Consider the following 11848-nt stretch of genomic DNA (forward strand, 5'->3'; position numbering starts at 1 on the left):
TCCCGCCAGCCGTATCGAAGAGCTCCTGCCGCATCGCTGGCAGCAGAGCTGACCTGCGCGAATCGCCGTCAAGGCGAGTTCACCGGACGCTTACCAGGAAAGCGCCGGACTGCAGGCGCTCGCGTAGCGAGGGGGGAAAGGGCGGCTTTCGCTGCGGTACAGCGGCTCGGATCTGCCGTTGCGTCTTCTGAGGGAAGAACCCACAGGCGCTTTGCCTCGGCCGTCAGGCGAGCTTTAGTCGTTTGTGATTCGCGAACTTTCTCACTACCATTGCGACCAACTCCCAGGAGCCGAGATGTCGCCAACCAAGCCGATTCGCACACCTCTCTGGCCGCGACGGGTTCGCGGGTCATGACACCACCGCTGCACAGGCCGGCCTTGCCACGCAAGGACGGCGAGGGCGAAGACGGCGGAGGAGGCCTCAGGCCCGCCACCACCGACCCAGACACCACCATCCCGGTCGCCGAGAAGACGACGCCAGACCCCGCGGCCGAGGCGGCCCGCAAAGTCAAGCAAGACGAGGAAGCGCAGAAGCAGAAGAAGGCCAAGGAAGAGGCGGAAAGCGCCGCGGCGAAGTTCCATCTCCTGGTCGCCATGCTCGCCCTTGGCTTGGTGATGGTCTACCTCCCGTACCCCATGGCCGCGCGCGGCTGGGCCCCGCCCATTCACGAAAAGTCTTTGTTCGTGCTGGCCCTTGCCTACGCAGGATTCGTCTTCAAGACGGCCATCACATTCTTGGCGACCGCCAAGTTTCGCTACGAGAAGCATGCCTTTGACATGTGCATCATGGTCTTCGGCGGCGCCATCGCCTGCCTGTCCCTCCAGGTGTTCTCTGATGCGGATGTATTTCCTGGGCTCTTGAAGATTCCGGAAGTCGCCGGGGCGACGGCCCAGATGCCCAGTGCGAACCGCAACTTGGCCGTGCTCGGTGGCCTCACTCTTGGCTCGCTGCTGGCCACGATCTTTGCCTGTGTCGGAGTGCAGACGGCCGAACTTGGCAAGCCCAGCCCCACTTGGAACCTTATCAGTGCGGTGTTCGCGCACATCTTCGTTGGCGCCTACGCGCTGGCCCTGATCGCCAAGGCCTGACACATGTGGTTCATCATTGCATTTGCAGTGGCCGCTACTGCCATTCCGATCGCCTTCGAGATCTACTTCAAAGGCTCGGACAACATCCTCACCCAAAGTGCCAGTGAGATTCGAAATTCCAGCCTCGTCCTGTACCTGGCGCGGCTCCTTCGCAGGTTGACCGGTTCGTCCGGCGAAGATCAGCAAACTGCACCCCCTATGTTGGTGCCGCAAGCGGCCGGCGCCAGATATGGAGTGGTGGTCCGGGATAAGCAAACAAACTACCCCGAGCAGTACGAGCGGCACAAGCAAACGATCGAATCACGCCCCCTTCGTGTCAACCTTGCTCGGCAGTGGCTGTCGATTGGAGCGGTCTTCCCGGCGCTCACGCTCGTCGTGTACGCCCTCAACACGCCCGAGATCTTTCTCCACCTACACAACAACCGCACCGCCGCCAGCCTTCTGACATCATTCGCCATCGTTTATGGCGCCATCGCACCGCTGACGATTGGCCTGATCTCACGTTTGATCTCCTTACAGATCGACGGAGGCGAAATGGCAGAGGCGGTGGTTCCCCCAAGCCAGTGGATGCTGACAGTTGGAGGGGCCGCAAGTTTTGTGGCGGCTGCACTGGACTCGACTGGGAGAGGGCTCAATCATCTGGCCGCCGGGATAGCCGTGCTTGCCGTGACGTGGGCCTTCGCCACGTTCGCCTGTCGACTCATCGTGAGCATCTTGAACATGCGACCGCCAAGGCTGACGCTGGCGAGAATGCCCCCCGAATGCTGGGCATGGTTGGTCGCCTCCGCTGTCTTCCTGTGCGCGAGCCTTCTTGTGCTTTCCCTTGGCGGCCTGCTGATCTTCGGACAAGCAACGGACCTTGAGGCACTTGATCTCCAGTGGCGAGGTCTGGTTTCCTTGTCGATCGGGGCGATGGAGTCGACCCTGTTGCTTGGCGCCGTCGGCTTCACCCTTTCGCTTCGGTCCGGATCCCCCGCCAATGCTGCAGAGGCCGACACTCGAATGACGGACCGCCGATTTCCCCGCACATTGCTCGTGGTCGCGGGGTTGTGCATCGTGTTGCAACTCGGCCTGCGAGTTTTGCAGCTTCTTGACATGAAGCTGGCCCCACCTCCTTGGACTGTCAACGCGATCACCTGGCCGCTGTTTGCGATCTGCCTCCTTTGCCTTGCCGCCGTCTTGTCGGCGCTTCGACGCCACGGGGCGCGGGCTGCTTTTATCGGGCTCTCGCTTGCTCTATTCGCCGCGGGGCTCGCCGAGGCGGCACTGACGCACCGGGCCTACGCCGTCAGTTTCTGCTTCTTCTTTGCTGCCATGTTCTACGTTTGGGCCATCGCCTATAGGTGGTTCCCACAGTTCGCGCCCATTCCGAGCTTCTTGCCATGGGTGCATCTTGCGCTCCTGACACTTATCGCGGCCCCAGGTCTGGTCGACCACGTCCAGCTATACACCTCTTCCGATCCGCATCTCTGGATGCCTCCCGCAATAGTGATGTTGTTTGCTTCCATGGCCGGGGTCGGCCTGCTCCACGCATGCTTTGGGATCGGCATCGTCTTGCACGTCCGTCGATTTTCTCAGGCTTTGTGGGATCCGGTCCCATCGAGCAACCATCCAAAGGGGGCCGCCTACCTAGGGCCGTGACAGCCGCGTGAAGGAGAACAACCGCTGCGCAAGCGTGCCGCCGCCCCCCGAACGTAACGGCAGGGCAATACCGATAACACCAAATCAGCCCCTCCTGGCATAGACATCGTCCCTTGCGCAACATTGGTGGTCACCGCTTGAAGGGCAAGTACCGGAGCGAGAATGCTCGGGACTCGCGACGGTCCGGAGAGCGGCGAACTGCAGTCGCCCGGACTCGCTTCCGCGAAAGCCCGCTTTCGCTGCAATCCCGCGGTTATGCTGCCGGCTAGATAAGGCAGCAATGGTGCCGTGACTGACATTGGCCTTCGACACAGGCACAACGTCAGAGTGACAGAAAGTGATGCACCGCGGGCCGCTCCGGCCCCTGGTGGAAGCGCATGACTTCCTTCTGCAGATCCGCATCGGCCTGGGACACCCGATGGTGCTGGCGCATGTGCTCTGCCCAGGACTCCAGCAAAAACCACTCGACGATACGCTCACCGTCCTGCGAGTGCTCCTGCAGCCCCCAGGCATAGGCGCCGTCGCGCCGGCGCTCGTGCGACAGGCGCTTCATGGCGTCGATGAACGCTGGGCGGTCTTCCTTGCGAATGCGGTATTCCACCTGCACCATCACCGGACCACGGTCGTGCGCCACCGGCTCGGCAAGCAGCGGCTCCGGCCAATGGTTGGAAGCCTGCAGGTCGGCCTCTCCCTTCGGCAGCTTCACGCGATGGAATGCGAAGCCGGCCAGCGCCAGGCCCACGGCCCCGGCCACCAGCGTGGCCGGCACGCCGACGGCCTGCGCCACCAGGCCCCAGCCCAGGCTGCCGGCCGCCATGGCGCCGTTGAACACCATCAGGTACACCGCGAGCCCCCGCCCGCGCACCCAGTTCGGCAAGATGGACTGCGCCACGCTGTTGAGCGTGGTCAGCGCGATGATCCAGCCCAGCCCCAGGAACAACATCAGCACCACCGCCAGCGGTTTGGGCGGCGCGAAGACCAGGGCACCCATCACGCCGGCCGTGAGCAGTGCGGCCAGCAGCAGCATGCCGTCGGCGTCCAGCCGTGCGCGCAGGCGCGGCATCACCAGCGCGCCGGCGATGGCACCGGCGCCGACCGCGCCGAGCAGCACGCCGTAGAAGCTCGCGTTGCCGCCCAGCATCTGGCGCGCCACCAGCGGCAGCAGTGCCCACACGGCGCTGGCAAAGGCGAAGAACACCACGGCGCGCAGCAGCACCACGTGAAGTTCCTGGCTGGCGCGTGCGTAGCGCAGGCCGGCGCGGAAGGCGCCGAGGAAGCTTTCCGCAAGCGCGCTGTCGGCGGCCGCAGGCCGCTTCCACCAAAGCAGCGCGGCGACGACGAACAGGTAGCTGACGACGTCCACGCCGTAGGTGGCGGCCGCGCCGAAGGAAGCCAGGATCAGCCCGCCGGCGGCAGGGCCGATGGCGCGGGCGATGTTGATGCCCAGCGAGTTCAGCGCGACCGCACCCTTGAGGTCGGCGCGGGACACCAACTCCGGCACGATCGCCTGCCAGGTGGGACCCATCAGCGCCGCGCCAATGCCGCCGACGAAGGTCAACGCGATCAGGTAGGGCACCGTGAGCGCGCCGGTGGAGGACAACAGCAGCAGGGCGCCACTGACTGCTGCCAGCACCACTTGCACGAAGATCAGGAAGCGCCGGCGGTCCAGGATGTCGGAGAGCACGCCGGCGGGAATGGCCAGGAGGAACACCGGCAGGGTGGCGGCGGTCTGGATCAGCGCCACCGCGGTGGGGCTGGCCGACATGTCGGTCACCAGCCAGGCGCTGGCCACGTCCCGCATGAAGCTGCCGATATTGCCCAGCACCGTGGCGGTCCACAGCACCGCGAAAACGGTCTGGCGCAAAGGGGCGAAGGCGCCGGGCGCTGGCGGGCTGGCGGTGTTCGAATCAGCCATTGCTGCGCTCCTGCAGGTCATGCCAGGCCACGAGCAGGAAGCCGCCGGCCAGGCCGAGGTGCTCGAAGAAGGCGTTGGTGGCGCCGAAGCGTGCGGGGCCGGCGGGCAGTTCCCAGAAGCGCAGCGCCACGAAGGTGGCCATCAGCGTGAAGCCGGCCAGGGCCAGTGCGCCCAGCCAGCGCAATCGGCCCGTGAGGATCATCGCTGCGGCCCCAAGCTCCAGCACGATCACGGCGATGGCAAGAGGCACCGCGGGCGCGAGGCCGAAGTGGTTCATCTCGGCGATGGCGGCCGGGAAATCGAAGGCCTTCTGAAGTCCGCCCTGCAAGTAGGCCGCGCACAGCAGCAGCAAGGCAATCCATCGAATGGCGGGGGAAGTCATCCAGCGCATCTCATTCCTTTCGCGTCATACGGCCCAGCAGGCACAACCCAGTGCGCCCCAGAAGCTCTTGAGGTCCGACACCGGCATCTGGCTGCCCCACGCACCGGCGTGCTGGTGGCCGTGCAGGTTGCAGTTGTTGGCGCAGCCGCAGGACATCGCCGCCTGGCGCACCGCCTTTTGCAGGGGCTTGCCTTCCTTCTCGCCCCAGGCGCCGTAGCCCCCGAAGCGGCGCACCGGCGACCAGTCGGGCATGGCCGGCGGCACCGAGCCTTCGTCATTGCTTGCAAAAGGCCCCGCTCCCCACACCACCTTGCCCCCCACCATGGTGAGAAGCGAAGTGATGTCGGTGATTTCCGACTCGGGACAGGCGAAGTAGTCGCGGTCGGGGACCACCAGGTCGGCAAACTGGCCCACCGCGATCTGCCCCTTCTTTCCCTCTTCATTGGAGAACCAAGTGCCCTTCTCCGTCCACAGGCGCAGCGCCTGTTCGCGATCGAGCAGGTTGCGCTGGGGCGTGATCTGCAGCCCGCCCACGGTCTTGCCCGTGACCAGCCACGACAGCGACACCCAGGGGTTGTAGGAGGCGACGCGCGTTGCGTCGGTGCCGGCCGAAACCTTGAGGCCGCGCTCCAGCATCCGCTTGACCGGCGGCGTCGCCTCGGCCGCGGCGCTGCCGTAGCGCTGGACGAAGTATTCGCCCTGGTAGGCCATGCGGTGCTGCACCGCCACCCCGCCACCCAGCGCGGCGATGCGGTCGATGGACTTGTCCGAGATCGTCTCGGCATGGTCGAAGAACCAGTTCAGGCCAGCCAGCGGCGTCTCGCGGTCGACCTTCTCGAAGACATCCAGGGCGCGCGTGATGGTTTCGTCGTAGGTGGCATGCATGCGCCAGGGCCAGCGGTTCTGCACCAGCACGCGCACGACCTCCTCCAGTTCGCCCTCCATCTCCGGGGCCATGTCCGGGCGCGGTTGGCGGAAGTCCTCGAAATCGGCGGCGGAGAACACCAGCATCTCGCCGGCGCCGTTGTGGCGGAAGTAGTCGCTGCCCTGCTTGTATTTGGAAGTGGCGGTCCAGTTCAGGAAGTCCTGCTTCTCCTGCTTCGCCTTCTGGGTGAACAGGTTGTAGGCCAGGCGGATCGTGAGCTGGTCCGCGTCGGCCAGCTGCTGGATGATCTGGTAGTCCTCGGGGTAGTTCTGGAAGCCGCCGCCCGCGTCGATGGCGCTGGTGAGGCCCAGTCGATTGAGCTCGCGCATGAAGTGGCGCGTGGAGTTGAGCTGGTACTCCGCCGGCAGCTTCGGCCCCTTGGCGAGGGTGGCATAGAGGATGGCCGCGTTGGGCTTTGCAAGTAGCAGCCCGGTCGGATTGCCGGCACCGTCGTGCACGATCTCGCCGCCCGGGGGTGCCGGGGTGTCCTTGGTATAGCCCACCGCGCGCAGCGCGGCGCCGTTGAGCAGCGCGCGGTCGTACAGGTGAAGCAGGAACACCGGCGTGTCGGGCGCCACGGCGTTGACCTCCTCCAGCGTGGGCAGACGCTTCTCGGCGAACTGGTGTTCAGTGAAACCACCCACCACGCGCACCCATTGCGGTGCTGGCGTGATGGCCACCTGCTGGCGCAGCATTTCCATGGCATCAGCGAGGCTGCGCACGCCATCCCAACGCAACTCCATGTTGTAGTTCAGGCCGCCGCGGATGATGTGCAGGTGGGTGTCCATCAACCCGGGCAGTGCGCGCCGCCCCTGAAGGTCGATCACGCGGGTGCCGGAGCCGGCCAGCGCCAGGATGTCCCCGGCACGGCCCACGTGAGTGAAGCGACCGCTCCGGATGGCCACCGCATCGGCCGTCGGGTTGGACCGGTCCAGCGTGGTGAACCGGCCGTTGTGCAGGATCAGCTCGGGGGGCTGGGCGTCATTCTTCATCGTCGCTGAGCTCCAGGATTGGGAAGGGAGCAGGCCGGAGGCTGCGAGGGTAGCGCCCGCCGCGCCCAGAATGCGGCGGCGCCGCGGATCGGGCAGATCTGTCGTCATGTGTTGTCGCTCCTCGAAGTCGCGCCTGCGTCGACGGCCTTGGCCGCGCCTGCTTGCTGCGTGCACTGGGGCAGTTCACCGAACATGTGGGGCTTGACCTGCTGGTGCAGCCACGCGCCGGAGACGGCCGGCCGGCCGTCGAAGGCCTGCTTCACCAGCGGAGGGATCTGCTCGCCCAGCAAGATGCCGAGCAATCCGACGAGCGCGATCACCGGCGGGGCCGGCGAGCGCACCTGGAAAAGTGCATAGATCACGCCGACCAGCAGGCCCAGCGCAAGTGAGACGAGGTAGGTTTTCATGGCCGGCCTTGCTCTGGTTCCCGCATGCACGGATCAGCCTTCGTGCGCGCCGAACATCGACTTCGCGTAGGTGATGCCCAGGCCGTAGGCGCCGCCCACCTTCTTGGCGATGCCGGTGGTGAGTTCGTAGGTGTCGCCACGTGCCCAGTCGCGCTGCAGCTCCAGCAGGTACTGCAGCGAGGTCATCGGCCGCGCGCCGGCTTGCACCATGCGTTCCATCGCGCGGTTGTGCGCCTCGGCCGACACGTCGCCACAGGCATCGGCGATCACGTACACCTCGAAGCCCTGGTCCAGCGCCGACAGCGCCGGGCCGACGATGCACACGCTGGTCCACAGACCCGCCAGCACGATGCGCGGCTTGCCGATGCGATTCACTTCCTCGATGACTGCCGCGTCTTCCCACGTGTTCATCGAGGTGCGGTCCAGCATCCCCTGGCCTGGGAAGGCCTCGCCGATCTCGCTGAACATCGGGCCCGAGAAACTCTTCTCGGCCACCGTGGTGAGGATGGTCGGCACCTTGAAGCCGGCCGCCGCCTGTGCCACCAGCGACGCGTTGTTGCGGAGGGTCACCGCGTCGATGGAATGCGTCGCAAAGGCCATTTGCGACTGGAAGTCGATCATCACCAACGCGTGGTCGTTGGGCGAGAGCAACTTGGCACCGGCGGTGGGAGTGGCTTTGACGGTCATGAGGGCTCCTGAAAGTCGAGGTAATAGGTCAGAATTCGATTGAATTCACGATCTGCTTTTGGAACTATTTCGAGTCAGTTCCTCGGCAGTGCCGCCATCATCTCCGGCGAGTTCACCAGGATCGACGAAATTTTTTCCTTCCTATCATCGATTTTTTCGAATTTGCGAGGAGCTCTACCTCATGCTCAAGCTCACCCTCGAAGCCATTGAAGTCGTCGACGCCATTGCGCGCCACGGCTCCTTTGCCGCGGCCGCTGCGCGGCTCAACAAGGTGCCCTCCACCATCTCCTACGCCGTCGCCAAGCTGGAGGAGCAGCTGGGCCTGCCCCTGTTCGAACGCAACGGCCCGCGGGTCAGCCTCACGGCCGCGGGCGAGGAACTGCTGCGGGAAGGCCGCTGGTTACTGGGTGCCGCCGGGGACCTGGAGTCGCGCCTGAGGCAGATTGCGACTGGCTACGAGTCGGAGTTGAGCCTTGTGCATGACTCCCTCATCCCGAGTGAGGCGCTGATCGGCGACATCCGCGCGTTCGAGGAGTTGCGCTGCGGCACCCGCCTGCGTGTTGGGAGCGAGGCGCTGACCGGCACCTGGGAGGCGCTTCGTGAAGGGCGTGCCGACATTGTTGTAGCCGCTGGCGAAGGACCGGCTGGCGGCGGCTACCAGGCGGTGACGGTGGGCAGCGTCGAGTTCGCCTTCTGTGTCGCGCCCACCCATCCGCTCACGCGGCTGAGCCGCCCCCTGCAGCGCCGCGACCTGCTGGAGTGCAACGCCATCGTGGTGGGCGACAGCGCGCGCACCTTGTCGGACCGCACGGTTGGGTTGCTGGCTGGCCAGCCGCGCATCGCGGTGCCGACGATGACGGCCAAGATTGCATGCCAGGTGGCAGGCCTGGGCCACGGCTTCCTGCCGCGCAGTTGCGTTGCCTTGGCTCTGGAGCGCGGCCTGCTGGTCGAGCTGCCGACCGAGGAGCCCCGCCCCCCCGAGTCCTTCTGGCTGGCGTGGAAGACGGGCGCGCAGGGCCAGGCGCTGCGTTGGTGGCGCGAGCGGCTGAACCGCACGCTGGTGCCTGCACTACTGCCTCGCACGTTCTGGATGCCCTGATTTTCGGAATGCGTCCCGCAAAAATGTCCATCCCGCTTCGGGTCTGGTGACTGCAAAGTGCACCTACGCGACATCCAGCATCCACGACAGGGTAGGGCAGTTCGGATGGCCCGCTGTGCGTCAGTTCTCGGTCATTCGCGCCTGCGGGGCTGAAGGTCCGCAAACGCTGGAGGCCGTGTGGAAACACGCTCGGCCTCGTTGCCTGAAGTCCGTGTGAGGGAAGCAAGAGTGCATCCCGCTTCACCTTGAGCCGCAGGGCTTGGCACAGCTTGGGAAGACCGATTTGAGCGGTTGGTGATTGGTTAAAGGGGCTCAGGCCCCGGCAAGCCGCATCGCCTTCATGGTTCTGGCAGTACCGAGCAGGCTCATCACTCGCTTCATGTTGTAGGCCAGGACGTTTAGGCTCATCTCAGTCGCGACGTTCTCGCTGCCGCGTGTCAGGAAGTGCGTGGAGCCCATCCAGTGCTTGAGCGTGCCGAAGACGTGCTCCACGGTGCGCTTGCGCAACTTCATCATCTCCGGGTGGCGTGCCAGGCGTCGCTCGGCTGCTTCGACGATCTCTTCGTGCTCCCATCGCCGGATCCGGCGGTAGCTGCTGGTTGTGCATTGCTTTCTAATGGAGCAGTTTGGGCAAGCGCTTGTCCAGTACAGGTGGATGAAGAGGCCGTCTTCTTCCCTGGCGAACCGGTGGATCGCGCGTTCTCCTGCGGGGCATTGATACTCGTCATCGCGGGCGATGTAGATGAAGTCATCCTTGCTGAAGCGCCCCTGGGCGGCCGCGTTGGAGGTCATCACCCGGGGTACGTACGCCTTGATGCCAGCGTCGGCGCACGCCTTGAGCTCCGGGCCCCCGTAGTAGCCCCGGTCCGCGACCACACTAAGCCGCTTGCTGCCCATAGCCTCCCGAGCAGCCTTGGCCATCTTGCTCAACTGGTTTCGATCGCTGCCGGTACCCGTCACCTCGTGCGCGACGATGAGGTGGTGCTTGGCATCGACAGCGGTCTGCACGTTGTAGCCCACCAGCGCTGTGCCCTTCATGCTGTGCGAGGTCATCGCCCGAGAATCCGGATCGGTCAGCGATAGCTGGTGATCGGGCGTCCGATCCAACTGCTCGCGCACGGCCTGAAGACCGCGCATCTTGTGGCGCAGCTTCTGAAGCTTGGATTGAATCTGCTCAGTCCTGGCTGGCAGATCTGCCGCCTGGACGCGGTCCGCCGTCTCCAGCGCATCCAGGTAGTGCTGGATGCGTTGCTCCAACTCGCGCTCGAGCCGCTCGACCTTGCCTGGGGTGAAGTTGCGCTCGCGGTTGTTGACCGCCTTGAACTTGCTGCCGTCGATGGCCACCACCGCGCCGAACAGCTTCAGTTCACGGCACAGCATGACGAAGCGGCGGTACACGCTTCGGATGCCTTTGCCGTTGTTTCTGCGGAAGTCCGCAATGGTCTTGAAGTCCGGCGCCAGACGGCCAGTGAGCCACATGAGCTCCAGGTTGCGCTGAGCCTCGCGCTCCAGTCGGCGGCTTGACTGGATGCGATTGAGGTACCCGTAGATATAGAGCTTCAAAAGGACCGCGGGGTGGTACGAGGGGCGGCCGGTGGCCGCCGGCTCTATGCCTTCGAATCCGAGAGCATCAAGGTCGAGCTCTTCAACGAAGGCATCGACGACACGCACCGGGTTGTCGTCGCCGACAAAGTCGTCCAGGCACTCGGGCAGCAATGTGACTTGATGTCGGTCCTCGCCTTCGATGAATCGCTTCATGGTCACCTCGTCGCGAACGGGTTGACTCAATATAGGCGAGCATCAAAGAGTTTTCACACAATCTCGCTGCTCAGCGAGCGCCCGCGCAAACCCTGCATAGAGCCCCCTTCTGCCGCGGAGTCTCCAATTGAGAAACTCTCATGGGTCGGAGGCATCACACCACTGGTGCACAGTTCAAGGCAAGGTTCGGAGAGCGACAATGCCCCATGACCAACGGAAAGCGCATCTCGGCAGACACCTTCGACATCGACTCTTCGACTTCGCTGCAGCTGAATGAAGAGCAAGTTTGGCTGAACGGCGCACCGGCCACTTTGTGCCCTGACTCGGGTCGGTGGCGCAAGGCCGGCTAGCCGGGAAGAATCCCCTATGGCTTCCGAACGAGATAGCGCCGAAGAGATCGCGCGGCTCCAAAGAGCACGCGCGCAATGGCGCCATGTGGGCGATGCCCGCCCACCATTCGCGCAAACGCCGGGCCCCGGCCAGGAATCGGTGTGGGACTATCCGCGCCCGCCCCGCATCGAGGCCGACCGGCGCGAGATCGTAGTGCGCAGTGGCAATGTAGAAATCGCGCGTACCCGCAACGCGTTGCGGCTGCTCGAAACCGCCAGCCCGCCGACCTTCTACCTGCCGCGAGCCGACGTGCGACCCGATGCGCTGACTGCGGCCACAGGAACTTCGCATTGCGAGTGGAAAGGCGAGGCGCACGATTTGACCGTCATTGCGGGTACGCGACGCTTTGAATCAGCGGCTTGGTTCTACCCTCAGCCTGAACTTACGTTCGCGGCATTGCGCGACCACGTCGCGTTCTATCCGCAGCAGCTCGAGTGCCTGGTCGATGGTGTTCGCGTGTTGCCACAGCCCGGGCGCTTCTACGCCGGTTGGATCACGCCCGAACTCGTCGGCCCGTTCAAGGGCGAACCCGGCTCGGCCGGATGGTGACGCGCAGGGTGCCT

At 64.9% G+C, this 11848-nt stretch carries 10 protein-coding genes; 4 read left to right on the top strand and 6 right to left on the bottom strand.

From position 1 onward, the window contains the following. Positions 1 to 351: 351 nt before the first annotated feature. Positions 352 to 1089, top strand: a complete 738-nt coding sequence (locus BM345_RS29145; RefSeq protein ID WP_139237676.1) for a hypothetical protein — start codon at positions 352 to 354, stop codon at positions 1087 to 1089. Between the two features lie 3 nt (positions 1090 to 1092). Continuing rightward, entirely contained in the window at positions 1093 to 2730 is a 1638-nt protein-coding gene (locus BM345_RS29150) for a hypothetical protein (protein ID WP_093387248.1), read from the top strand. A 322-nt stretch (positions 2731 to 3052) separates the two neighbouring features. Here the strand turns inward: BM345_RS29150 and BM345_RS29155 are convergent, their stop codons facing one another. The 5 genes from BM345_RS29155 to BM345_RS29175 all read right to left on the bottom strand — a co-directional run bounded on the left by BM345_RS29155 (position 3053) and on the right by BM345_RS29175 (position 8038). Continuing rightward, positions 3053 to 4645, bottom strand: a complete 1593-nt coding sequence (locus BM345_RS29155) for an MFS transporter (RefSeq protein WP_093387251.1) — start codon at positions 4643 to 4645, stop codon at positions 3053 to 3055. Beyond that, positions 4638 to 5036 (bottom strand): DoxX family protein, encoded by a 399-nt coding sequence (locus BM345_RS29160; RefSeq protein WP_093387253.1) that lies wholly within the window; start codon positions 5034 to 5036, stop codon positions 4638 to 4640. The genes BM345_RS29155 and BM345_RS29160 overlap by 8 nt, the downstream gene beginning before the upstream one ends. Positions 5037 to 5051: 15 nt before the next feature. After that, a complete protein-coding gene (locus BM345_RS29165) occupies positions 5052 to 6944 on the bottom strand; it encodes an amidohydrolase (RefSeq protein ID WP_093387256.1) in 1893 nt (630 codons plus the stop codon). Between the two features lie 104 nt (positions 6945 to 7048). Continuing rightward, on the bottom strand, positions 7049 to 7351 hold the full coding sequence (locus tag BM345_RS29170; RefSeq protein WP_093387258.1) for a DUF1427 family protein: 303 nt from the start codon (positions 7349 to 7351) through the stop codon (positions 7049 to 7051). Between the two features lie 33 nt (positions 7352 to 7384). After that, positions 7385 to 8038 carry a hydrolase gene (locus tag BM345_RS29175; RefSeq protein WP_093387261.1) on the bottom strand — a complete coding sequence of 218 codons (654 nt, stop codon included), beginning with the start codon at positions 8036 to 8038 and terminating at the stop codon, positions 7385 to 7387. Between the two features lie 181 nt (positions 8039 to 8219). On the opposite strand from BM345_RS29175, the gene BM345_RS29180 reads away from it, so the two are divergent. Continuing rightward, positions 8220 to 9137 carry a LysR family transcriptional regulator gene (locus BM345_RS29180; RefSeq protein ID WP_093387263.1) on the top strand — a complete coding sequence of 306 codons (918 nt, stop codon included), beginning with the start codon at positions 8220 to 8222 and terminating at the stop codon, positions 9135 to 9137. Positions 9138 to 9449: 312 nt separating this feature from the next. On the opposite strand, the gene BM345_RS29185 is transcribed toward BM345_RS29180, so the two are convergent. Beyond that, positions 9450 to 10895 carry an IS1182 family transposase gene (locus tag BM345_RS29185; RefSeq protein ID WP_093387266.1) on the bottom strand — a complete coding sequence of 482 codons (1446 nt, stop codon included), beginning with the start codon at positions 10893 to 10895 and terminating at the stop codon, positions 9450 to 9452. Positions 10896 to 11261: 366 nt separating this feature from the next. On the opposite strand from BM345_RS29185, the gene BM345_RS29190 reads away from it, so the two are divergent. Further along, positions 11262 to 11834, top strand: a complete 573-nt coding sequence (locus tag BM345_RS29190; RefSeq protein ID WP_093387268.1) for a DUF427 domain-containing protein — start codon at positions 11262 to 11264, stop codon at positions 11832 to 11834. Positions 11835 to 11848: the final 14 nt, after the last annotated feature.

It is taken from the genome of Variovorax sp. OV329 (assembly GCF_900114785.1).
GTDB lineage: Bacteria > Pseudomonadota > Gammaproteobacteria > Burkholderiales > Burkholderiaceae_C > Variovorax.